Genomic DNA, 21,936 nt, shown 5'->3' on the forward strand with positions numbered 1-21,936 from the left:
TTGTTCGATAGACGGACACTGTCGTCCGCTATGTGTTCCATGAGTAGAGTAGCCGGGTGCCGCCTTCCTTGGAACCCACCTGGGCCGGACTCGTCGACGACGCCGCGATCTTCCCGCCCGGCAATGCCCCCCTGCACGACGCTGCGGCCGCCCACGTCGCGCGCCGGTCGGAGGCGTACGCCGACCTGGTCGGCACCCTCGTCGTGCGCGACACCGACCTGCCCCTGCTGCGCGGCACCCCCGCCCGGCTCTCGGTCGTGGTGATCGGTGGCGCCGGCCAGGTCGCCGGGCCGGCCGCGCTCGCCGGCCGCCTCGGGCTGCAGCTCGCCGGTCTCGAGATCGCCCTGCGCGACCTCGACGACCTGCCCGGCAACGCCCGCCGCGTCGTCGCCGCCGTGGACGCCGCGCGCGCCGAGGGCACCCTGGACGAGGACCTCCCGGTCTACGTCGAGCTCCCGCACCCGGGCCCCGGTGCCGGCACCAGCCCGGGCTGGCTGGCGGCCGCGGACGTCGTCGCCGAGCAGGAGCTGCGCCTCAAGCTCCGCACCGGCGGCGCCGACACCGCCCTCGTCCCCACCCCGCGCGACCTGGCCGGCTGGATCGACGCCGCGCTCGACCGTGAGACCCCCTTCAAGTGCACCGCCGGCCTGCACCACGCGGTCCGGCACACCGGCGACGACGGCTTCGGCGCGGTCACCGACCAGCACGGCTTCCTCAACGTGCTGCTCGCGACCCGACGGGCCTTCGACGGCGCGTCGCCCGACGAGGTGGCCGCCACGCTGGACGAGCGCGACGGCACCGCCCTGGCCGCGGCGGCGGGCGACACCGACCTGGCCGGGGCACGCCGCTGGTTCACGTCGTTCGGCTCCTGCTCGGTCAGCGACCCGCTCGACGACCTGCTCGCCCTCGGACTCATCCCCCACGGAGAAACGCGATGACCACCACCGGGACCACCACCTGGGTCGAGGGCGCCGCCGGCTCCCTCTTCGACGTCGACAACCTGCCGTACGCCGTGTTCTCGCGGGCCGGCGACGAGCCCCGCGTGGGCGTGCGGATCGGGGACCACGTCCTCGACCTCGCGCCGGTCGCGGCCGCCGAGATGCTCGACGTGCACCACGTCTTCCAGGAGCGCAGCCTCAACGCGCTGATGGCCGAGGGGCGGCAGGTCCGCACCTCCGTGCGCGCGTGGATCACCGGGCTGCTCACCGACGAGACCGAGCGCGACCTGGTCGAGCCGCACCTGTGGCCGGTCGCGGACGTCACGCTGCACCTGCCGGTCGAGGTCGCGGACTACGTCGACTTCTACGCCTCGCTCGACCACGCCTCCAACGTCGGCCGGATCTTCCGCCCCGACGCCGAGGCGCTGCTGCCGAACTGGCGGCACCTGCCGGTCGGCTACCACGGCCGCGCCGGGACCGTCGTCGGCAGCGGCACCCCGGTGGTGCGGCCGAGCGGGCAGCGCAAGGCGCCGGCGGACGAGGCCCCGACGTACGGCCCGAGCGCCCGGCTCGACATCGAGGCCGAGCTCGGCTTCGTCGTCGGCACGGGCACCGCGCTGGGCGACCGGGTCGGGGTCGAGGACTTCGCCGAGCACGTCTTCGGCGTCGTCGGCCTCAACGACTGGTCCGCGCGCGACATCCAGGCCTGGGAGTACGTCCCGCTCGGCCCGTTCCTCGGCAAGTCCTTCGCCACGTCGATCTCGCAGTGGGTCACCCCGGTCGAGGCGCTGGGCGCGGCCTGGGTCGACCTGCCCGGCCAGGACCCCCGCCCGCTCGACTACCTCGGTCCGGACGTCGCCCGCGGCCTCGACATCGCCGTCGAGGTCGAGCTGAACGGCGAGGTCGTGAGCCGGCCGCCGTACCGCTCGATGTACTGGTCGCCCGAGCAGATGCTCGCGCACCTGACCGTGAACGGCGCCTCGCTGCGCACCGGCGACCTCTACGGCTCCGGGACCATCAGCGGGCCCGAGAGGGACCAGCGCGGCTCGTTCCTCGAGCTGGGCTGGGGCGGCGCGGAGCCGTTCGGCACCGACGTGTGGGAGGGCGGCCGCACGTTCCTCGAGGACGGCGACGTCGTCACGCTGCGCTACACCGCGCCCGGCACCGGCGGCGGGCGGATCGCGCTCGGCGAGGTCACGGGACGGATCGAGCCCGCGCGCCCCTGAGCGGCGTCCGGCCGGACGGGAACCGGGCTCAGCGGGCGAACGCCGCGCCGACCTCCTGCATCCGGGCCACCAGGTCCGGGTCACCCCCGCCGGCGAACCGGTCGGCGGGGCCGGAGAGCGAGAGCGCCGCGACGGCGTCGCGGGCCGCACCCACGGGCACGGCGACGCAGCGCACGCCGACCTCCTGCTCCTCCTCGTCGGCCGCCCAGCCCTGCCGCGCGACGAGGTCGAGCTCGGCGGCGAAGGCGTCGAGGTCGGTGATCGTCGCGGCGGTGCGCGGCGCGAGCCCGGTCCGGCGTACGACGGCGAGCGCCCGCTCGCGCGGCAGCGCCGCCAGCAGCACCTTGCCGACCGCGGTCGAGTGCGGCGGGACGTGGCGGCCGACCTCGGCGAACATCCGCAGGGTGTGGGGCGAGGCGACCTGCGCGACGTAGACGACGTCGTCGCCCTCGAGGACCGCGAGGTTCGCGGTCTCGCCGGACAGCGCGACGAGCTGGTCGAGGAACGGCCGGGCGCTGCGCGCCAGCGAGCGCTGCGCGGCGTCGGCGAGCCGCATCGCGGCGGTGCCGAGGGAGTACTTCCGCGACGCGTCCCGGCGCACGTAGCCGCGGTGCTGCAGACCCTGGAGCAGCCGGTGCACGGTGCCCTGGGGCAGGCCGGTCAGCCCGACCAGCTCCCCCACCCCGAGCGGCTTGGCGGCCGCGGCCAGGGCCTCGAGGACGGCGAAGGCGCGGTCGACCGACTGCACCGCGGCGGGCCGGGGCCCGCCCTGCTCCTCACCGTCCCCGGGTGCCACGGGCTACGGCACCATCCAGCCGAGCACACCGGTGGACTGCAGCCCGACGATGATGCACATGAGGACGAGCAGGAGCAGGCTCCAGCCGATCACCTTGCGGAAGATCTCGCCCTCGCGCCCCGACATGCCGACGGCCGCGGCCGCGATCGCGAGGTTCTGCGGGCTCACCATCTTGCCGAGCACGCCGCCCGAGGAGTTGGCCGCGGCCATGAGCACGGGGTCGAGCCCGGCCTTGGCCGCCGCCTGCACCTGCAGCGCGCCGAAGAGCGAGTTCGACGAGGTGTCCGAGCCGGTCACGGCGACGCCGATCCAGCCGAGGATCGGCGAGATGATCGCGAACGCCGCACCGGTCCCGGCCAGCCAGGCACCGAGCGAGGCCGTCTGGCCGGAGAGGTTCATGACGTAGGCCAGCGCGAGCACGGCCATCACGGTGATGATCGCGGAGCGCAGCTCGACGTAGGTGGCGACGTACGTCTTGAGCGCGCGGGCGGGGTTCACCTTCAGGATCAGCATCGTGATCAGCCCGGCGATCACCAGCAGGCTGCCGGCCGCGGGCAGCCAGTTGAGCTTGAACTGCGTGACGACCGGGTCGCCGGCGCTGTTGACGATGTCCAGGCCCGGGAAGTCGACGAGGTAGGTGAACGGCTTCTCGGCGAGGAAGTCCACGACCGCGGGGATGTTGGTGATCGAGAAGATCACGATGATGACGAGGTAGGGCGCGTAGGCGCGGAGCACCTCGCGCTTGTCGTCCGCCGACGGCCGGGCGGCGTCGCTGCCGCTGCCGGTCATCGTCGCGGTGCCGGCACCGCCTGCGGCGGACGACGGCGTACGCCGGGTGGTGGCGCGGTCCCCGGACTCCTGCTCGGCGCGGTCGGCGGTGAGCACCTCGGCGGGCTGCCAGACGCGGACCAGCAGCACCAGCGAGCCGGCCGCGAGCAGCGCGGCGACGATGTCGGTGAGCTGGACCGAGATGTAGTTGGCGGTGACGAACTGGGCGACGGCGAACACGAAGCCGGAGAGCAGGGCGGGGACCCAGGTCTGGCGGACCCCGCGGCGGCCGTCGACGATGAAGACCAGGATCAGCGGGACGACGAGCGCCAGGATCGGCGTCTGCCGACCGACCATCGAGCCCAACGTGCCGAGCGCGTTGGCGTCGGAGAGCCGCGGGTCGTCGCTGACGCCGGCGGCGATCGGGGCGAGCGTGACGATCGGGATCGCGAGCGCACCGAAGGCGACCGGGGCGGTGTTGGCGACCAGCGCGACGACGGCGGCCTTGACGGGGTGGAAGCCGAGCGACATCAGCATGACGACCGAGATGGCGACGGGCGTGCCGAAGCCGGCGAGCGCCTCGAGCAGGGCACCGAAGCAGAAGGCGATGATGATCGCCTGGATCCGCTGGTCGGGGCTGACCTTCTCGAAGGACCGCCGGAGCACGTCGAAGTGGCCCGACGAGACCGTGAGGTTGTAGATCCAGACCGCGTTCACCACGATCCAGAGGATCGGGAAGAACCCGAACAACCCTCCGTCGATCGCGGCGGCGATCCCCTGGCCGGCCGGCATCCCGAAGAGCACGACGGCGACCACGAGGGCCACGCCGAGGGACACCAGCCCGGCGATCCAGGCGCGCACCTTGAGCCCGCCCAGCAGCAGGAACAGCACCGCGAGCGGGATCAGGGCGCACAGGGCGCTGAGGGCGAGCGAGTCGCCGACGGCTCGCAGGTCTTGCTGGAACATTGCTACTCCCGAGGGTGGGTGGGGGGAACGGGCGGATCAGGCGGAGGGGTGGGTCCCCTCGCGGAGGCTGGAGGCGGGGGCGCCGCGCAGGGAGGCGTCGAGCACCTCGATCGTGTGCGCCATCCCCATCGGGTGGCCGGAGCGCTCGATCGCGGCGGTGACCTGCATCAGGCACCCCGGGTTGGCGGTGACGAGCACGTCGGCACCGGTGGCCACGATGTTCGCGGCCTTGCGGTCCCCGAGCTCGCGGGCGGGCTCGGGGTTGAGGATGTTGTAGATCCCGGCCGAGCCGCAGCACAGCTCGCCCTCGGCGATCTCGCGCAGCTCGAGCCCGGGGATGCCGGTGAGCAGCGCGCGCGGCTGGGCGCGGACGCCCTGGGCGTGGGCCAGGTGGCAGGCGTCGTGGTAGGCCACGCTGAGCTCGAGCGGGTGCCGGGTCGCGACCGGGCCGAGCTCGTCGAGGATCTCGGAGACGTCGCGGACCTTCTCGGCGAAGGCGGTGGCGCGCTCGGCGTACGCCGGGTCGTCGCCGAGCAGCCGGGCGTAGTCCTTCATCGTCGACCCGCAGCCGGCCGCGTTGACGACGATCCGCTCGACGCCGGCCGCCTCGAAGGCGTCGACGATCGCCCGGGCGTAGTCCTGCGCCTCGGTCTCGCGGCCGTTGTGCACCGACAGCGCGCCGCAGCAGCCCTGCTTCGGCGGGACGACGACGTCGCAGCCCTCGGCCTGCAGGACCCGGGCGGTCGCGGAGTTCACGCCGGGGAAGAACGCGCCCTGGACGCAGCCGGTCAGCAGCCCGACGACGGCGCGCCGCTCGCCGGTGGCGGTGATCCGCGGCGGCAGCGGCTCGGGGCGGCCCAGGCGCGGGGCGAGGCTCTCCATCGCGGCGAGCTGCGGGGCCATCCGCTCCAGCAGCCCGGTGCGGCGCACCGCCCGGTCGAGGCCGGTTCGCTGCAGGACCCGGAGGGGTCCGCGCAGCAGCCGCAGGCGCTTGGGGTGCGGGAAGATCGCGAAGATCAGCCCGCGCAGCGCCTTGTCCTTGGGCGCCCGCTCGTGGTTGCGCTCGACCTGCGCGCGGGTCTGCTCGATGAGGGTGTCGTACTGCACGCCCGACGGGCACGCGGTCACGCAGGCCATGCAGCCCAGGCAGGCGTCCCAGTGCGACACCATCGCGTCGTCCATGGGCTCGCCCTCGAGCCCCTCCTTCATCAGGTAGATCCGGCCGCGCGGGGAGTCCATCTCCTCGCCCCACAGGACGTACGTCGGGCAGGTGGGCAGGCAGAAGCCGCAGTGCACGCAGTCGCCGATCAGGGCGGCGTCCGGCGGGTGGTGCTCGTCGAAGGCACCGCCGGCCACGGGCATGCCGAGGTCGATCACGGCGCCCATCTCGCCGAGCGTGCCGCCGGTGTCCTGCTGGGTCGTGTCGGTCACTAGATGCCTCCCACGTAGCGGCCCGGCGAGAGCCGGTGGTCGGGGTCGAACTGGTCCTTGACGCGGCGCATCAGGTCGAGCGCGGGGACCGGGCCCCAGACGTCGACGGCGGCCTTCACCGCGGCGGGTGCGTCGACGACGACGGCGGTGCCGCCGTGGCTCGCGCACGCGGCGCGCAGCCGGTCGACCGCGGCCGCGACCTCCTCGGCCGGCCGGTCGGACGGCAGGGCGGCGTAGGCCACCCCGGCGCCGGCCGAGCCCCGGACCGAGGCACCGGCGGCGCCGGCCGCGGCCAGCACGTCGGTGAGGCCGGACAGCACGAAGGTCAGCTTCAGCGCGGTGGCGCGGAGGTCGCCGGTCGCCGTCAGGTCCCAGGGGTAGGTCGCCCCCGCCGCCGGCGCGTCGGTGCCGACGGTGGCGGCGTCGCCGAGCAGGCGGCGTACGGCGTCGGCGCGGGCCACGACGCCGTCCTCGCGCCCCTCGAGCAGCACGCTCACGCTGCCGTCGCCGGCGGGCGTCCAGTCGACCTCGACGGCGGACGGGACGACCTGCGCGTGCACGACGTCCTGGCTCAGGGCGCCGGCCCGGGCGGCGTCGTCGACGGCCACCGTGACCCAGCGCCGCGCGGGCGCGACGGGGTGCAGCCGGAACGTCGCGTCGACGACCACGGCCAGCGTGCCGGCGGAGCCGATCACGAGCTTGCCGAGGTCGTAGCCCGCGACGTTCTTGACGACCTTGCCGCCGGCCTTGGCGACGACGCCGTCGGCCCGGACGACGGTGACGCCGATGAGCAGGTCGCGGGCGGTGCCGGTGGCGACCCGGCGCGGGCCGCTGGTGTTGGCGGCGAGGGTGCCGCCGATGCTGGCGCCCGGCACGGTCTCGTCGAGGGCCAGCCACTGGCCGCCCTCGCCGACGACCTGCTGAACGTCGGCGAGGCGGGCCCCGGCCTGGGTCGCGACGATCAGGTCTCCGGCGGCGTGCTCGAGCACCCGGTCGAGGCCGCTGACGTCGAGCAGCACGTCGGCGCTGCGGGGGGCGGTGCCCCACGAGAGCTTGGTCCCCCGGCCCCGCGGCACGACGGTGAGGCCGTGCGCGGCCGCGGCGCGGAGCACCTCGGCGACCTGGTCGGTGTCGGCCGGGCGGGCCACCAGGCCGGGGCGTACGCCGTCGACCTCGTCGCCGTCGCCGCCGTCGCGGACCTGGGCGCAGGCCGAGGCCACCGCCTCGCGGGCAGTCGCGGTCAGGGTGTCGGTGCCGGTGCCCATCAGAAGACCTCCGCCAGCCCGGCCTGCTGCAGCGGGTGCGCGGCCTTCTTGCGACCGGGCACCTCCCCGCACAGGCGCGGGGTCGGGAAGACCTTGCCGGGGTTGGAGATGTTCTGCGGGTCGAAGGCGCAGCGGACCAGCTGCATGGTGTCGAGGTCGTCATCGGTGTACATGCGCGGCATGTACTTCGCCTTGTCCATGCCGACGCCGTGCTCGCCGGTGATCGAGCCGCCGTGCTCGATGCAGAGGTCGAGGATCGCGCCGCTGACCTTCTCGGCCGCGTCGCCGGCGCCCTCGACCGCGTCGTCGAACAGCACCAGCGGGTGCAGGTTGCCGTCGCCGGCGTGGAAGACGTTGGCCACGCGGACGCCGCTCTCCCGGGACAGGTCGGCGATCGCCTTGAGCACCTCGGGCAGCGCGGTGCGCGGGATGACGCCGTCCTGGACGATGTAGTCGGGGCTGATCCGGCCGACGGCCGCGAAGGCGGACTTGCGGCCCTTCCAGATCAGCGCGCGCTCGGCCGGGTCGGTCGCGAGGCGCTGCTCGAAGGAGCCGTTCTCCTCGCACAGCCGGGCGACCTCGGCGTACTCCTGCTCGACCTCGACGGCCGCACCGTCGAGCTCGATGACGAGCACGGCGCCGGCGCCGTCCGGGTAGTTGCAGTGCACGGCGGCCTCGGCGGCCTCGATCGCGAGCGCGTCCATCATCTCGATCGCGGCCGGCACGATGCCGGCGGAGATGATCGCGGAGGTGGCGGCGCCGGCCTGGTCGGTGGTCTCGAAGCCGACGAGGATCGTGCGGACCTCCTCGGGCAGCCGGACCAGCCGGACGGTCGTCGAGGTGACGACCCCCAGGGTGCCCTCGGAGCCGACGACGGCGCCGAGGAGGTCGTAGCCGGGGCTGTCGGGCGCGGCCCCACCGAGCGCCACGGTGTCGCCCTGCGGCGTCACGAAGTCGGCGCCGAGCACGTGGTTGGTCGTGAAGCCGTACTTCAGGCAGTGCGCGCCACCGGAGTTCTCCGCGACGTTGCCCCCGATCGAGCAGATCTGCTGGCTCGACGGGTCGGGGGCGTAGTAGTAGCCGTGCGGCGTGGCTGCGCGCGTGACGTCGAGGTTGATGACCCCGGGCTCGACGACGGCGCGCTGGTCGGCACGGCGTACGTCGGTGATCGCGCGCATCCGCGAGGTCACGACGAGCACGCCCTCGGCGTGCGGGAGCGCGCCGCCGGACAGGCCGGTGCCGGAGCCGCGGGCGACGAACGGGACGCCGTGCTCGGCGCAGGTGCGGACGATCGCGGCGAGCTGGGCGGCGTCCTCGGGCACGACGACGAGCGCCGGCGTGACCCGGTAGTGCGCCAGGCCGTCGCACTCGTAGGTGCGCAGCTGCGCCCGGTCGGTGATGACCCCGGCGGCCGGGAGCAGCTCCCGGGCCCGCGCGGCCACCGCGTCGATGCCGGTGCGCGTCGCCGTGCCGGTGGCCGCCCCGGTCGCCTGCGTCGTCATCGCGGTCAGCCGGTCTCGGCGGTCAGGCCGGCGCCCTCGATGCCGGCCACCGCCGCGGCCTCGTCGTTGTCGGAGGTGTCGCCCGTGACCCCGACCGCGCCGACCAGGGCGCCGTCCGCGTCGCGGACCAGGACGCCGCCGGGCACCGGGACCAGCGCGCCGCCGACGGCCGAGGTGACGGCGGCGATGAAGTACGGCTGCTGCTCGGCGCGGGCCATGAGCGCCCGGGAGCCGAGGCCCAGGGAGAGCGCGCCGTGCGCCTTGCCGAAGCCGATCTCGAAGCGCTTCATCGAGGAGCCGTCCTCGCGCTCGACGGCGACCACGTGGCCACCGGCGTCGAGCACGACCACGGTCATCGGCTTGAAGCCTGCGGTGGCGGCGTGGGCACGCGTCCCGGCGATGATCGCGCGGGCGGTGTCGAGGGTGATCACGGGCGGTTCCTCTCGTCGTGCTGCGGGCGGGTCATGCGGAGTGCGCCTTCACCGCGGCGCGGCGGCGGTGCAGGATCGGCTCGGTGTAGCCGCTCGGCTGGGCGAGCCCCTCGAGCACCAGCTCGCGGGCGGCGGCGAAGGCCTCGCCGTCGAAGGTCGGCGCCATCGGGACGTACGTCGGGTCGCCGGCGTTCTGCTCGTCGACGACGGCCGCCATCCGGCGCAGCGTCTCGTCGACCTGCTCGGCGGTGACGACGCCGTGGTGCAGCCAGTTCGCGACGTGCTGGGCGGAGATCCGGCAGGTCGCCCGGTCCTCCATCAGCGCCTCGCCGGTGATGTCGGGGACCTTCGAGCAGCCGACGCCCGCGTCGACCCAGCGGACGACGTACCCGAGCAGGCTCTGCAGGTTGTTGTCGATCTCGGCCTGGCGGTCCTCGGCGGACCAGTCGTCCGGGTCGCCGAGCGGGACCTGGAGCAGCTGCTCGCGCTCCCGGCGGCGGCCGCCGGCGCGGAGCTCCTCCTGGCGCGCGCGCACGTCGACCTGGTGGTAGTGCAGCGCGTGCACGGTGGCGGCGGTCGGGGACGGCACCCAGGCGCAGGTGGCACCCGCCTGCGGGTGGCCGATCTTGGCCTCCAGCATGTCGGCGAGGCTGTCCGGCGCCGCCCACATGCCCTTGCCGATCTGGGCGCGGCCGAGCAGGCCGCACTCGAGCCCGATGTCGACGTTGAGGTCCTCGTAGGCCGCGATCCAGGTCTCGGACTTCATGGCGGCCTTGCGGACCACCGGCCCGGCCTGCATCGAGGTGTGGATCTCGTCGCCGGTGCGGTCGAGGAAGCCGGTGTTGATGAAGGCGACCCGCTCGCGGGCCTCGGCGATGCAGGCCTTGAGGTTGAGCGTCGTGCGTCGCTCCTCGTCCATGATGCCGACCTTGATCGTGAGCCGGGGCAGGCCGAGCAGCTCCTCGACGCGGCCGAAGAGCTCGACCGCGAAGGCGACCTCGTCGGGTCCGTGCATCTTGGGCTTGACGACGTACATCGAGCCCGTGCGGGAGTTGGCCAGCTCGGCGTCGCCGCGCAGGTCCACGAGGCTGCCGAGCGCGGTCATGATCGCGTCGAGGATGCCCTCGGGGACCTCGTTCCCGTCGCGGTCGAGGACCGCGTCGGTGGTCATCAGGTGGCCGACCTGGCGGATGAAGAGCAGCGAGCGGCCGCGCAGCGTGACGTCCTCGCCGCCGAGGCGGGTGTAGGTGCGGTCGGGGTTCATCGACCGCGTGAAGGTCTCGCCGTTCTTGGTGACCTCCTGGGACAGGGTGCCCGCCATCAGCTCGCGCCAGTTGCGGTAGCCCAGCACCTTGTCCTCGGCGTCGACGGCCGCCACGGAGTCCTCGAGGTCCATGATCGTGGACACCGCGGACTCGAGGAGCAGGTCCTTGACGCCGGCCGCGTCGGTCTCGCCGATCGGGTCCTCGGGGTCGACCTGGATCTCGACGTGCAGGCCGTGGTGGACCAGCAGCACGGCCTCGGGCGAGCCGGCCTCGCCGCGGAAGCCGACCAGCTGGCCGGCGTCGGCGAGCCGCACCGGGTCGCCGCCGACGGTCGCCACGAAGCCGTCGTCGTCCACGGCGTACGCCGTCACGTCGGCGTGCGAGCCGGAGGCCAGCGCGAAGTGCTCGTCGAGGAAGGCGCGGCCCCGGGCGATGACCTCGTCGCCGCGGGTCTTGTTGTAGGTGTCGCCGGGCGCCATGTCGCCGTCCTGCGCGATGACGTCGGTGCCGTAGAGCGCGTCGTAGAGCGAGCCCCACCGGGCGTTCACGGCGTTCGTCGCGAAGCGGGCGTTGAGCAGCGGCACGACCAGCTGGGGTCCGGCGATCCGGGCGACCTCGTCGTCGACGTCGGCGGTGGTGACCGCGACGTCGGCGGGCTCGTCGCGCAGGTAGCCGATCTCGCGCAGGAGGTCGGCGTACGCCGTGGGGTCGGGCGTGCCGGGGTGGGCGCGGTGCCACTCGTCGAGCTGCGCCTGCAGCGCGTCGCGGTGGGCCAGCAGCTCACGGTTGCGCGGCGCCAGGTCGTGGATGATCGCCGCGGCGCCGGCCCAGAACGCCTCGGGCTCCACCCCGGAGCCCGGCAGCGCCTCCTCGGTCACGAAGCGGTGCAGCACCTCCGCCACGTCGAGCCCGGCCACCTGCACACGATCCGTCACGCTGACGCCTCCATCATCTTCCACATCGTGGAATGAATGTTCTGTCCTTTGGAACCCTAGGGGCTGCGCCCGCCGGGAGCAACGCCCCTACGTGACCGCGATCACGTCATTTCATGCGTCGGAGGCCACTACGGTGACCGCCATGGGCCTCCTGACTCCGCTCGCCGTGCGCATCGGCGCCCTCTCCTGGATGCCGAAGCTGCTCCCCCAGGTCGTCACCGTGGACACCACGCTCCAGCGCGTGACGAGGGGCCGGGTGAGCATCCTCGACATCGCCGGGCTGCCGAACCTCACGCTCACCGTCCCCGGCCGCAAGAGCGGGATCCCGCGCAGCACCCCGCTGCTCTGCGTGCCGCACGACGGCACCTGGCTGATCGCCGGCTCCTACTTCGGCGGCCCGAAGATGCCGCTGTGGGTGCACAACCTGCGCGCGACCGACACCGCGCAGATCTCGGTCGGCGGGCGGTCGGTGACCGTGCGCTGGCGCGAGCTCGAGGGCGAGGAGCGCGCGCGGATGTGGCAGGTCATGCTGCGGACCTGGCCCAACTACGCGAAGTACGAGGAGCGGACCGACCGGCTGATCCCGGTCTTCCAGCTCGACCGCGCCTGAGGGACGTCGACGCCTCGGCTCAGCGGAGGTGGCTGGCGCCGTTGAAGTCCAGCACCGCCCCGGAGGCCCACTCGGCGCCGGGCTCGGCGAGCGCCAGCACCGCGCCCGCGACCTCCTCGGGCGTCGCGACCCGGTCGAAGGGGCTCTGCGCGCGGATCGCGTCGCCCTCGGGCCCGTCGAGCAGCTGGGCCGCCATGTCGGTCGCGATGAACCCCGGCGCGATGCTCACTACCCCGATGCCGTGCGGGGCCAGGGCGACCGCCATCGACTGGCCGAAGGCGTGCAGGGCGGCTTTGCTGGCGCCGTACGCCGGCACGTGCGGCTCGCCGCGGTAGGCGCCGCGCGACCCGACGTTGACGACCCGGCCGACGGGCACGCCCTCCGCGGGCGGGGTCGCCATCATCGCGCGGGCGACGCAGAAGGTCAGGTTGGCCGGGCCCATGAGGTTCGTCGCGAGCGTGGTCTGCCAGGCGGCGACCCACTCGTCGTATCCCACGTCGGTGATCCGGTGGTCGCCGCGCCGGCCGCGACCCTGCGCGGGGTCGAGGAACAGCGCGGCGTTGTTCACCAGCACGTCCACCCGGCCGAGGTGCTCGGCGGCGCGGTCCGCCAGGGCGCGGGTGGCCTCGGGGTCGGACAGGTCGGCGGCGAAGGCCAGGTGTCCCTCGCCGTGCAGGCCGGCCAGCACCTCCTCCGCCCGCTCGCGCGCCGCGTTGTAGTGCACGACCACCCGGTCGCCGCGCTCCGCGAAGCAGGCCGCCACCGCGGCGCCGACCCCACGGGAGGCGCCGGTGACGAGCACCCCGCGGGAGGACGGCTCGGCGGGACGGTCGGGGTCGACGGCGCGGTGGGTCATGCCGTGCAGCCTAGGAGGCACGCCCGCTAGCGTGGCGCCGTGCCCGTGCAGCTCGGTCAGTACCCCGCTCCCAGCCACGTCGTCGCCCACCTCAGCGATCCGCACCTGCTCGCGGACCGCCTGCAGTACGACGTCATCGACACCCGGGCCGGGCTCGCCCGGGCCCTGGCCCGCCTCGCCCACGTCGACCCGCCGCCGCAGGCGCTGGTCTTCACCGGCGACCTCGCGGACCGCGCCGAGCCGGCGGCGTACGCCCGGCTGCGCGCGCTGGTCGAGCCCGCCGCCGCGGCGATGGGCGCCCAGGTCGTCTGGGTGATGGGCAACCACGACGAGCGGGCGCCCTACGCCCGTGCGCTCTTCGACGAGGACGCCTCCGACGAGCGGCCCCAGGACCGCGTCCACGACGTCGACGGGCTGCGGATCGTCGCGCTCGACACCAGCGTCCCGGACTACCACCACGGCGAGATCACCGACGACCAGCTCGCCTGGCTGGCCGACGTGCTCGCCACCCCGGCGCCGCACGGCACGCTGCTCGCCCTGCACCACCCGCCGATCCCGGTGCCGATGCTGCGCGCCGCGGAGCTGATCGAGCTGCTCGACCAGGACCGGCTCGCCGCTGTCCTCGCGGGCACCGACGTGCGCGGCATCCTCGGCGGACACTTCCACTTCTCGTCGTACTCCACCTTCGCCGGCATCCCGGTCTCGGTCGCGTCGGCGACCTGCTACACCTCCGACCCCGCTCCGGTCGGGCGCTTCGTCTCCGGCGTCGACGGGCACCAGTCGGTCAATGTCCTGCACGTGTATGCCGACCGCGTGGTCACCACGCTGGTCCCGCTCGCCGAGGCGCCCGAGGTCAGCGGCTTCCCCGCCGACGTCGTGGCGCAGGTCGAGGCGCTGAGCGCCGAGGAGCGCCGGGAGCTGCTGTCGCGCAAGAGCTCGGGCTTCTACGCCGGCGACGCCTGAGGCCGCCAGGCCCCGGAAACAGTGAACGCCCCCGGTCGGTGGAGACCAGGGGCGTTCGTGGCAGGTGAAGGATTCGAACCTTCGTAGGTGTACACCGACGGATTTACAGTCCGTTCCCATTGGCCGCTCGGGCAACCTGCCGGGATGCCTGCCTCCGGCGTTTGGCCGGTCGGCGGCAAGGCGAAACAATAGCGCAGCACCGACGCCAGACGAAAACCGCCGGGACCCCGGTGCGGCACCACGAGCACACCACCAGCACTAGGAGAAAACATGGCCGACTCGTCGTTCGACATCGTGAGCAAGCTCGACCGCCAGGAGGTCGACAACGCGCTGGGCCAGACCGCGCGCGAGGTCGCCACCCGCTTCGACTTCAAGGGCACCGGCGCCACCATCGAGTGGCAGGGCGACGAGGCGATCGAGATCACCGCCTCCGCCGACGACCGGGCCAGCGCCGTCCTCGACCTGTTCAAGGACAAGCTGATCAAGCGCCAGCAGAGCCTGAAGATCCTCGACGCCTCCGAGCCGCGCGCCTCGGGCCAGCAGTCCAAGATCTCGATCGCGCTCAAGGAGGGCATCACCTCCGAGGACGCCAAGAAGATCTCGAAGCTGATCCGCGACGAGGGCCCCAAGGGCGTCAAGGCGCAGATCCAGGGCGACGAGCTCCGGATCTCCTCGAAGAAGCGCGACGACCTGCAGGCCGTCCAGGCGCTGGTCAAGGGCCAGGACCTCGACTTCGCGGTGCAGTTCACCAACTACCGCTGACCGGGATCTCCCCGGGCACCAACGCCGAGTCGGCGCATCTGCAGATGCAGATGCGCCGACTCGACGTCATTTCGTGTGGCGGATGCGCCGACTCGGCGTCAGGCGGGCTGCTCCAGCTTGCGGCGCATCGACGGGACCGTCGTGGCGCCGCTGGCCGGGGTGAGCCAGACCCGGACGCCCTCGTCGATCCCGAGCGAGCGGGCGTGGGTGCGGGTCATCACGACCGTGACCTCCGAGGAGTCCGCGGCGGTGACGGTGACCCGGACCTCGAAGCCGACCCGGAGCACCCGGGTGACCGTGCCCTCCGTGGCCCCGGCGAGCACCGGCGACAGCGACACGTCGATGTCGTGCGGACGCAGCACCACGCCGCTGAGCGAGGTCACCTCGCCCAGGAAGCCCATGACGAAGTCGTTGTCCGGCTCGTCGTAGAGCTGGTCGGGCGTGCCGATCTGCTCGACCCGGCCCTCGTTGATGACGACGATCTCGTCGGCGACCTCGAGGGCCTCCTCCTGGTCGTGCGTCACGAAGACCGTGGTCACGTGCACCTCGTCGTGCAGCCGGCGCAGCCAGTCGCGGAGCTCCTTGCGGACCTTCGCGTCGAGCGCGCCGAACGGCTCGTCGAGCAGCAGCACCTTCGGCTCCACCGCGAGCGCCCGCGCCAGCGCCATCCGCTGACGCTGGCCGCCCGAGAGCTGCGAGGGCAGCCGGTGGGCGAACTGCGAGAGGTGGACGAGCTTCAGCAGCTCGTCGACCCGCTCCGCGATCTCGGCCTTGGGGCGCTTGCGGATCTCGAGCCCGAAGGCGACGTTCTTCGCCACCGACATGTGCTTGAAGACCGCGTAGTGCTGGAACACGAAGCCGACGTTGCGCTTCTGCGCCGGCAGCTTGGTGGCGTTGGTGCCCTCGATGTTGATGGTGCCGGTGTCGGCGGAGTCCAGCCCGGCGATGATCCGCAGGAGCGTGGACTTGCCGCCGCCGGACGGCCCCAGGAGGGCGGTCAGCTGGCCGGTGGGGATGGACACGTTGACGTCGTCGAGCGCGACGAAGTCGCCGAACTTCTTGCTGACGCCGGAGATCTCGATGCTCATTTCTTGCTCTCCTTGGGTCGGAGGACGGAGACCACGACCAGGCACACGACGCTGACGAAGGCCAGCATGAACGACGTGGCGTAGGCGGTGGACTGCTCGAAGTTCTGGTACTTCTGCTCGACGATCAGGGTCGCCGTCTGGGTCTGGCCGGTGAAGTTGCCCGACACGATCTTGACCGCGCCGAACTCACCGAGGGACCGGGCCAGGCTCAGGACCACGCCGTACACGACCGCCCACTTGATGCTGGGCAGCGTGATGCGCAGGAAGGTCTGGCGCGCGTTCGCCCCGAGGCTGCGCGCCGCCTGCTCCTGGTCGTCGCCGATCTCCGTGAGCGTCGGGACGACCTCACGGATGACCAGCGGCAGCGCCACGAAGCAGGTGGCCATGATCATCCCCGGTGAGTTGAAGATGATCTGCAGACCGTTGTCCTCCAGCGGCTTGCCGAAGAAGCCGTCGCGTCCGTTGTAGACCAGCAGCAGGGCCAGGCCGACGACGACGGGCGAGACGGACATGGGCAGGTCGATCAGCGCCGAGAGCACCCGCTTGCCGGGGAACTCGAAGCGCACGAGCAGGATCGAGATGCCGACCCCGAAGACCAGGTTGATCAGGACGGCCCAGAAGGCCACCAGGACCGTGAGGCGCAGGGCGTTGACGACGTCCGGGTCCGCCAGGGCGTCCTGGAGCGTCGTCAGCCCGTCCTCGAAGGTGTGCTGCACGACCAGCGCGACGGGCCAGGCCACCAGCAGGAACACGTAGGCGATCGCCAGCAGGCGCAGGGCCCACCGGACGCCGAGCGGGACCTTAACCACGGCGCGCCACCCTTCGCTGGACGAGGTCGAGGGCCACGATCACGAACAACGCGACGGCGAGCATCACGGAGGCGAGTGCTGCTGCCGCCGCGCTGTTGCCGTTCTCGATGAACGTGAGCACCCGGACCGACACGACCTCGGTCCTGAAGGGGAGGTTGCCGCTGAGCAGCACCAGGGAGCCGTACTCCGAGATCGCCCGGGCGAACGCGAGAGCCGCGCCCGCCGCGATGGCGGGCACGAGGCTGGGCAGGATGATCCTGCGGAAGATCGTCAGTCGCTTGGCGCCGAGCGAGGCCGCGGCCTCCTCGACGTCACCCTCGAGCTCCTCGAGCACGGGCTGGACGGTCCGCACGACGAACGGCAGCGTGACGAACGCGAGCGCCAGCGTGACCGAGTGCTCGGTGTTCGCCCAGTGCAGCCCGAGCGGGCTGTCCTTGCCGTAGAGCGAGAGCAGCACGAGGCCGGCCACGATCGTGGGCAGGGCGAAGGGGATGTCGATGATGACGTCGAGCACGGCCTTGCCCCAGAAGTGGTCGCGGACGAGCACCCAGGCGATGACGGTTCCGAGGACGACGTTCAGGACGGTGACGACGAGCGCCTGGCCGACCGTGAGGCGGATCGCCGCCCAGGTCTGCCCGTTGCTCAGCGTCGTGACGTACTGGTCGAGTCCGCCGGACCCGGCGGTGACGACCAGGGCGGCGAGGGGGATCAGCACCAGCAGGCTGAACCAGATCATCGCGAGCCCCAGTCCGATCCCCGAGCTCCTGCTCAAGGTGTTGGACGCGCGGCGCGGCCGCCGCCCCTTGCGGGACGACGGCCGGGTCGCGTCGCTGGGAGGTGTCCCAGGACTGAGCTCGGTGAGAGCGGAGGTCACTACTCCTCGCCCTGCTTGCCGGTGTCCTCCTGCAGCTGCGGGACGATACCGAGCGGGTTGCCGTCCGAGCCGTCGTTGAAGAACTTCGGGGCCACCTCGGCCCACCCACCGAAGTCGTCGTTGATGGTGAACAGCTTGTCCGGGGTCGGGAACGGGTCGGACGGGTCGTTGGCACCCTCGACCTCGCCGACCTTGACGCCGTCGATGACGGGACGGAAGCCCGACTGGGCGTAGTCCTCCTGCGCCGGCTCGGTGGTCAGGTAGTCGAGGAAGTCCTTGGCGCTGGCGCTGGCGTCCTTGGTGACGGCGGCGGGGTTCTCGATCAGCAGGGTGTCCGGCGGGACGACGTAGTCGACATCGGCACCGCTCTGCTTGGCCAGGATGGCCTCGTTCTCGTAGGACAGCAGCACGTCGCCGTTGCCCTCGGTGAAGGAGGTGGTGGCGTCACGACCGCTGCTCGGGAGCGCGATGGTGTTGTCGAGGAGCTTGGTGAGGTACGCCTTGCCCTCGTCCTCGGAGCCGCCGTTGCCGACGATGTGCGCCCAGGCCGCCATGATGTTCCAGCGGGCCGAGCCGGAGGAGCCGGGGTTCGGGGTGATGATCTCGACGCCGGGCTTGACGATGTCGTCCCAGGTCTGGATGTTGTCCGGGTTGCCCTTGCGGACGACGAAGACGACGACGGAGGACGTCGCGATGCCCTTGGTGGGCGTGTCCTTCCACGTCTTGTCGACGATCCCGGAGTCGACGAGACGCGTCACGTCCGTCTCGAGCGAGAAGTGGACGACGTCCGCCTTCAGACCACCGTCGACGGCGCGGCTCTGGTCGCCCGAGGCGCCGTACGAGGTCTTGAAGGTGACGTCCTTGCCGGCGTCGGTGTCCTGGAAGTCCGCGAAGACGGGCTTGTTCGCCGCCTCCAGGACCGAGTAGCCGACGACGCTGATCGTGTTCTCGGAGCTGCCACTTCCGCTTGCGGAGCATGCGGTCAAGGCCAGCACCCCAGCGACAGAAGCAGCCGCTGCGGCCTTGATCTTCATCTTCATCATGTCTCTTTCCCGCCCACCTGAGCAGACGTGTTCTCGTCAATGTCAGGAATGCTAGTCGACTTTAGATTTCCGATGTGCATTGTCGCCGCGATTCGGACGTGTCGCGTTCGTCACCGTCCGGCACGGGAGATCGGCTCGCGTCGCGAGGGGGCGCCGCTATCGTGGAGGGTCGTACGGCGGCTCGGTCGCAGCGTCAAACTGGAACGTGTTCTAGTTCCTTCGCTACGCTGGTCGGATCGCGCCGGAGCCCACGAGAAGAGCCATGAAGGAAGTGCCCGAGGTGACCAAGCAGGTCAAGCAGCTCGACCGCGTCATCATCCGGTTCGCCGGCGACTCCGGCGACGGGATGCAGCTCACCGGTGACCGGTTCACCTCGGAGTCGGCGATCTTCGGCAACGACCTGATGACGCTGCCGAACTTCCCGGCCGAGATCCGCGCCCCCCAGGGCACGCTCCCGGGCGTCTCGTCGTTCCAGGTCCACTTCGCCGACCACGACATCCTCACGGCCGGCGATGCCCCCGACGTGCTCGTCGCGATGAACCCCGCCGCCCTGCGGGCCAACCTCGCCGACCTGCCCAAGGGCGCGACGATCATCGTCGACACCCACGACTTCACCGCGCGCAACCTCACCAAGGCCGGCTACACGACCAACCCGCTCGAGGACGACTCGCTCGCGGAGTTCTCGCTGCACACCGTCGACCTCACCGGCATGACCGTCGAGGCCGTCAAGGAGTTCGGCCTGTCCCGCAAGGACGCCGCGCGCGCGAAGAACATGTTCGCCCTCGGCCTGCTGTCGTGGATGTACGGCCGGCCGATCGAGTCGACCATCACCTTCCTCGAGCGCCGCTTCGCCAAGGTCGCCGACATCCGCGACGCCAACATCACGGCGTTCAAGTCCGGCTGGAACTTCGGCGAGACGACCGAGACCTTCGTCGTCTCCTACGAGATCAAGCCCGCCCCGATGGCGGCCGGCACCTACCGCAACATCACCGGCAACCTCGCCCTGTCCTACGGGCTCGTGGCCTCGGGCGTGCAGTCCGGCCTGCCGATCTTCCTGGGGTCCTACCCGATCACCCCGGCCTCCGACATCCTCCACGAGCTCAGCAAGCACAAGGCGTTCGGCGTCACGACCTTCCAGGCCGAGGACGAGATCGCCGGCGTCGGCGCGGCCATCGGCGCGTCGTTCGCGGGCTCCCTCGGCGTCACGACCACCTCCGGCCCCGGCATCGCGCTCAAGTCCGAGGCGATCGGCCTCGCGGTGATGACCGAGCTCCCCCTGCTGGTCATCGACGTCCAGCGCGGCGGGCCCTCGACCGGCCTCCCGACCAAGACCGAGCAGGCCGACCTGCTGCAGGCGATGTTCGGGCGCAACGGCGAGGCCCCCGTCCCGATCGTGGCGCCGCAGTCGCCCGGCGACTGCTTCTCCGCCGCCCTCGAGGCGACCCGGATCGCGGTGACCTACCGGACCCCGGTGATGCTGCTCTCCGACGGCTACCTCGCCAACGGCTCCGAGCCCTGGCGCATCCCCGAGGTCGACGACCTCCCGGTGATCGACCCGAACTTCGCCACCGCGGCCAACCACGGCGCGGGCGAGGACGGCGAGGCCACCGACTTCTGGCCCTACCTGCGCGACGAGGAGACGCTGGCCCGCCCGTGGGCCGTCCCGGGCACCCCCGGGCTCGAGCACCGCATCGGCGGCCTCGAGAAGGGCGACGGGCACGGCAACATCTCCTACGACCCCGCCAACCACGACTTCATGGTCCGCACCCGTCAGGCCAAGGTCGACCGGATCGCCGAGTCGCTCCCGCCGATGGAGGTCGACGACCCGGCCGGTCCCGACGGGCAGGGCGCCAAGGTGCTCGTGCTCGGCTGGGGCTCGACCTACGGGCCGATCGGCGCCGGCGTACGCCGCGTCCGCAAGGCCGGCTACCAGGTCGCGCAGACGCACCTGCGCCACCTCAACCCGTTCCCGAAGGACCTCGGCGAGATCCTCAGCCGCTACGACAAGGTCCTCATCCCCGAGATGAACCTCGGGCAGCTCTCGCTGCTGATCCGGGCCCGCTACCTCGTCGACGCCGTCGGCTACAACCAGGTCAACGGCATGCCCATCAAGGCCGCCGACCTGGCCGACGCGCTCGGCGACCTGGTGGCCCAGGCCGAGGGCATCGAGGTCGACCTGCACGCACCCGCCGAGGAGGCGCTCCGATGACCACCACCACCGCTCCCGAGAACCTGCCCTTCCCCGGGCTCCGCTCCGGGACCGAGGGCGTCCCGACCGTCGGCGAGGGAGACGCTCCCCAGACCGGCAAGACCTTCACCTCCGACCAGGAGGTCCGCTGGTGCCCCGGCTGCGGCGACTACGCCGTGCTCAAGGCGGTCCAGGGCTTCCTCCCCGGGCTCGGCCTGCGCCGCGAGAACATCGTCTTCGTCTCCGGCATCGGCTGCTCGTCGCGGTTCCCGTACTACCTCGACACCTACGGCATGCACTCGATCCACGGCCGCGCGCCGTCGATCGCGACCGGCATCGCCACCGCCCGCGAGGACCTGTCGGTCTGGGTCGTCACCGGCGACGGCGACGCGCTCTCGATCGGCGGCAACCACCTGATCCACGCGCTGCGCCGCAACGTGAACATGACGATCCTGCTGTTCAACAACCGGATCTACGGCCTCACGAAGGGGCAGTACTCCCCCACCTCCGAGGCCGGCAAGATCACCAAGTCGACCCCGATGGGGTCGGTCGACCACCCCTTCAACCCGGTCTCGCTCGCGCTCGGCGCCGAGGGCTCCTTCGTGGCCCGCACCATCGACTCCGACCGCAAGCACCTCACCTCGGTGCTCTCCGCGGCCGCCGCCCACCGCGGCACGTCGCTGGTCGAGATCTACCAGAACTGCCCGATCTTCAACGACGGCGCGTTCGACGCGATCAAGAACAACGACACCAAGGCCGACGCGATCATCCCGCTGGTCCACGGCGAGCCGATCCGCTTCGGTGTCGTCGACGAGCAGGGCAACCCCACCAAGGGCCTGGTCCGCGACACCACCACCGGTGGCGTGAAGGTCGTCGAGATCGCCGACCTCGGGGCGTCCGCCGCCGACCAGCTGCTCGTCCACGACGCGCACAACCCGGATCCCACCATGGCGTTCGCGATCTCGCGGCTCACCGACTCGGGCTACCTCAACCAGTCGCCGATCGGCATCTTCCGTCAGGTCGAGCGGCCGACGTACGACGACGGCGCGCGCGCCCAGATCGACTCCGCCCGCTCCGCGGCCCCGGGCGAGCCCGCGGACCGCCTCGCCGGCCTGATCAACGGCGGCGACACCTGGACGGTCGTCTGAACGCACCACCCGCTGCATGCCGAAGGGCCCCACCGGATCGGTGGGGCCCTTCGTCGTACGTGCGGTCAGGCG

General features: G+C 72.2%; 19 protein-coding genes and 1 tRNA gene. 7 read left to right on the forward strand and 13 right to left on the reverse strand.

Annotated features, from left to right (window positions below; genetic code table 11):
* The first annotated feature begins 56 nt into the window (after window positions 1-56).
* Complete coding sequence (locus H5V45_RS08315; protein ID WP_343061477.1) at window positions 57-938, forward strand: hypothetical protein; 882 nt, start codon at window positions 57-59, stop codon at window positions 936-938.
* Window positions 935-2,164 carry a fumarylacetoacetase gene (fahA, locus tag H5V45_RS08320; protein ID WP_185252496.1) on the forward strand — a complete coding sequence of 410 codons (1,230 nt, stop codon included), beginning with the start codon at window positions 935-937 and terminating at the stop codon, window positions 2,162-2,164. Before H5V45_RS08315 ends, fahA begins: the two co-directional genes overlap by 4 nt.
* Window positions 2,165-2,192: 28 nt before the next feature.
* Here the strand turns inward: fahA and H5V45_RS22615 are convergent, their stop codons facing one another.
* Genes H5V45_RS22615 through H5V45_RS08355 form a run of 7 tightly spaced genes read right to left on the reverse strand, consistent with a single transcriptional unit; the run spans window position 2,193 to window position 11,523 of the window.
* Window positions 2,193-2,960 (reverse strand): IclR family transcriptional regulator domain-containing protein, encoded by a 768-nt coding sequence (locus H5V45_RS22615; protein ID WP_185252497.1) that lies wholly within the window; start codon window positions 2,958-2,960, stop codon window positions 2,193-2,195.
* Between the two features lie 3 nt (window positions 2,961-2,963).
* Complete coding sequence (locus H5V45_RS08330; protein WP_185252498.1) at window positions 2,964-4,694, reverse strand: L-lactate permease; 1,731 nt, start codon at window positions 4,692-4,694, stop codon at window positions 2,964-2,966.
* Between the two features lie 36 nt (window positions 4,695-4,730).
* Window positions 4,731-6,125, reverse strand: coding sequence for a glycolate oxidase subunit GlcF (glcF, locus tag H5V45_RS08335; RefSeq protein ID WP_343061478.1), 1,395 nt, complete (start codon window positions 6,123-6,125; stop codon window positions 4,731-4,733).
* Complete coding sequence (locus H5V45_RS08340) at window positions 6,125-7,390, reverse strand: FAD-binding oxidoreductase (protein WP_185252499.1); 1,266 nt, start codon at window positions 7,388-7,390, stop codon at window positions 6,125-6,127. The genes glcF and H5V45_RS08340 overlap by 1 nt, the downstream gene beginning before the upstream one ends.
* Entirely contained in the window at window positions 7,390-8,892 is a 1,503-nt protein-coding gene (locus tag H5V45_RS08345; protein WP_185252500.1) for an FAD-linked oxidase C-terminal domain-containing protein, read from the reverse strand. Before H5V45_RS08345 ends, H5V45_RS08340 begins: the two co-directional genes overlap by 1 nt.
* A 5-nt stretch (window positions 8,893-8,897) precedes the next feature.
* A complete protein-coding gene (locus H5V45_RS08350) occupies window positions 8,898-9,323 on the reverse strand; it encodes a heme-binding protein (protein WP_185252501.1) in 426 nt (141 codons plus the stop codon).
* 31 nt (window positions 9,324-9,354) lie between these two features.
* Window positions 9,355-11,523, reverse strand: a complete 2,169-nt coding sequence (locus H5V45_RS08355) for a malate synthase G (RefSeq protein WP_185252502.1) — start codon at window positions 11,521-11,523, stop codon at window positions 9,355-9,357.
* Window positions 11,524-11,665: 142 nt separating this feature from the next.
* Between H5V45_RS08355 and H5V45_RS08360 the strand changes: the two genes are divergently transcribed.
* The gene (locus H5V45_RS08360; RefSeq protein ID WP_185252503.1) at window positions 11,666-12,133 is read left to right on the forward strand and encodes a nitroreductase family deazaflavin-dependent oxidoreductase; all 468 of its coding nucleotides are present in this window, start codon (window positions 11,666-11,668) and stop codon (window positions 12,131-12,133) included.
* A 19-nt stretch (window positions 12,134-12,152) separates the two neighbouring features.
* Here the strand turns inward: H5V45_RS08360 and H5V45_RS08365 are convergent, their stop codons facing one another.
* A complete protein-coding gene (locus H5V45_RS08365; protein WP_185252504.1) occupies window positions 12,153-12,989 on the reverse strand; it encodes an SDR family NAD(P)-dependent oxidoreductase in 837 nt (278 codons plus the stop codon).
* Between the two features lie 39 nt (window positions 12,990-13,028).
* Between H5V45_RS08365 and H5V45_RS08370 the strand changes: the two genes are divergently transcribed.
* A complete protein-coding gene (locus tag H5V45_RS08370; protein WP_343061479.1) occupies window positions 13,029-13,952 on the forward strand; it encodes a metallophosphoesterase in 924 nt (307 codons plus the stop codon).
* A 58-nt stretch (window positions 13,953-14,010) separates the two neighbouring features.
* Here the strand turns inward: H5V45_RS08370 and H5V45_RS08375 are convergent.
* Window positions 14,011-14,093, reverse strand: a tRNA-Tyr gene (locus tag H5V45_RS08375).
* Between the two features lie 129 nt (window positions 14,094-14,222).
* Between H5V45_RS08375 and H5V45_RS08380 the strand changes: the two genes are divergently transcribed.
* On the forward strand, window positions 14,223-14,714 hold the full coding sequence (locus H5V45_RS08380; RefSeq protein WP_185252505.1) for a YajQ family cyclic di-GMP-binding protein: 492 nt from the start codon (window positions 14,223-14,225) through the stop codon (window positions 14,712-14,714).
* 98 nt (window positions 14,715-14,812) lie between these two features.
* Here H5V45_RS08380 and H5V45_RS08385 read toward each other — a convergent pair whose 3' ends face one another.
* From H5V45_RS08385 to H5V45_RS08400, 4 genes are read right to left on the reverse strand one after another with little or no spacing between them, the layout of a single operon-like run.
* The gene (locus H5V45_RS08385; RefSeq protein WP_185252506.1) at window positions 14,813-15,802 is read right to left on the reverse strand and encodes a sulfate/molybdate ABC transporter ATP-binding protein; all 990 of its coding nucleotides are present in this window, start codon (window positions 15,800-15,802) and stop codon (window positions 14,813-14,815) included.
* Window positions 15,799-16,611 carry a sulfate ABC transporter permease subunit gene (locus H5V45_RS08390; RefSeq protein WP_185252507.1) on the reverse strand — a complete coding sequence of 271 codons (813 nt, stop codon included), beginning with the start codon at window positions 16,609-16,611 and terminating at the stop codon, window positions 15,799-15,801. Before H5V45_RS08390 ends, H5V45_RS08385 begins: the two co-directional genes overlap by 4 nt.
* On the reverse strand, window positions 16,604-17,485 hold the full coding sequence (gene cysT / locus H5V45_RS08395) for a sulfate ABC transporter permease subunit CysT (RefSeq protein ID WP_185252508.1): 882 nt from the start codon (window positions 17,483-17,485) through the stop codon (window positions 16,604-16,606). Before cysT ends, H5V45_RS08390 begins: the two co-directional genes overlap by 8 nt.
* Complete coding sequence (locus H5V45_RS08400; RefSeq protein WP_246415880.1) at window positions 17,485-18,528, reverse strand: sulfate ABC transporter substrate-binding protein; 1,044 nt, start codon at window positions 18,526-18,528, stop codon at window positions 17,485-17,487. Before H5V45_RS08400 ends, cysT begins: the two co-directional genes overlap by 1 nt.
* Before the next feature lie 262 nt (window positions 18,529-18,790).
* Here H5V45_RS08400 and H5V45_RS08405 point away from each other — a divergent pair, with 262 nt between their 5' ends.
* Both H5V45_RS08405 and H5V45_RS08410 read left to right on the forward strand, forming a co-directional pair.
* Complete coding sequence (locus tag H5V45_RS08405) at window positions 18,791-20,737, forward strand: 2-oxoacid:acceptor oxidoreductase subunit alpha (RefSeq protein WP_185252509.1); 1,947 nt, start codon at window positions 18,791-18,793, stop codon at window positions 20,735-20,737.
* A complete protein-coding gene (locus tag H5V45_RS08410) occupies window positions 20,734-21,864 on the forward strand; it encodes a 2-oxoacid:ferredoxin oxidoreductase subunit beta (RefSeq protein ID WP_185252510.1) in 1,131 nt (376 codons plus the stop codon). The genes H5V45_RS08405 and H5V45_RS08410 overlap by 4 nt, the downstream gene beginning before the upstream one ends.
* Window positions 21,865-21,936 lie beyond the last annotated feature (72 nt).

Origin of the sequence: Nocardioides luti, from assembly GCF_014212315.1 — a bacterium.
GTDB lineage: Bacteria > Actinomycetota > Actinomycetes > Propionibacteriales > Nocardioidaceae > Nocardioides > Nocardioides luti.

Coding starts and splice junctions, on each gene's coding strand:
- fahA (WP_185252496.1), top strand. CDS start 935: ATGACCACCACCGGGACCACCACCTGGGTCGAGGGCGCCGCCGGCTCC.
- H5V45_RS08330 (WP_185252498.1), bottom strand. CDS start 4,694: ATGTTCCAGCAAGACCTGCGAGCCGTCGGCGACTCGCTCGCCCTCAGC.
- H5V45_RS08340 (WP_185252499.1), bottom strand. CDS start 7,390: ATGGGCACCGGCACCGACACCCTGACCGCGACTGCCCGCGAGGCGGTG.
- H5V45_RS08345 (WP_185252500.1), bottom strand. CDS start 8,892: ATGACGACGCAGGCGACCGGGGCGGCCACCGGCACGGCGACGCGCACC.
- H5V45_RS08360 (WP_185252503.1), top strand. CDS start 11,666: ATGGGCCTCCTGACTCCGCTCGCCGTGCGCATCGGCGCCCTCTCCTGG.
- H5V45_RS08365 (WP_185252504.1), bottom strand. CDS start 12,989: ATGACCCACCGCGCCGTCGACCCCGACCGTCCCGCCGAGCCGTCCTCC.
- H5V45_RS08380 (WP_185252505.1), top strand. CDS start 14,223: ATGGCCGACTCGTCGTTCGACATCGTGAGCAAGCTCGACCGCCAGGAG.
- H5V45_RS08385 (WP_185252506.1), bottom strand. CDS start 15,802: ATGAGCATCGAGATCTCCGGCGTCAGCAAGAAGTTCGGCGACTTCGTC.
- H5V45_RS08400 (WP_246415880.1), bottom strand. CDS start 18,528: ATGATGAAGATGAAGATCAAGGCCGCAGCGGCTGCTTCTGTCGCTGGG.
- H5V45_RS08405 (WP_185252509.1), top strand. CDS start 18,791: ATGAAGGAAGTGCCCGAGGTGACCAAGCAGGTCAAGCAGCTCGACCGC.
- H5V45_RS08410 (WP_185252510.1), top strand. CDS start 20,734: ATGACCACCACCACCGCTCCCGAGAACCTGCCCTTCCCCGGGCTCCGC.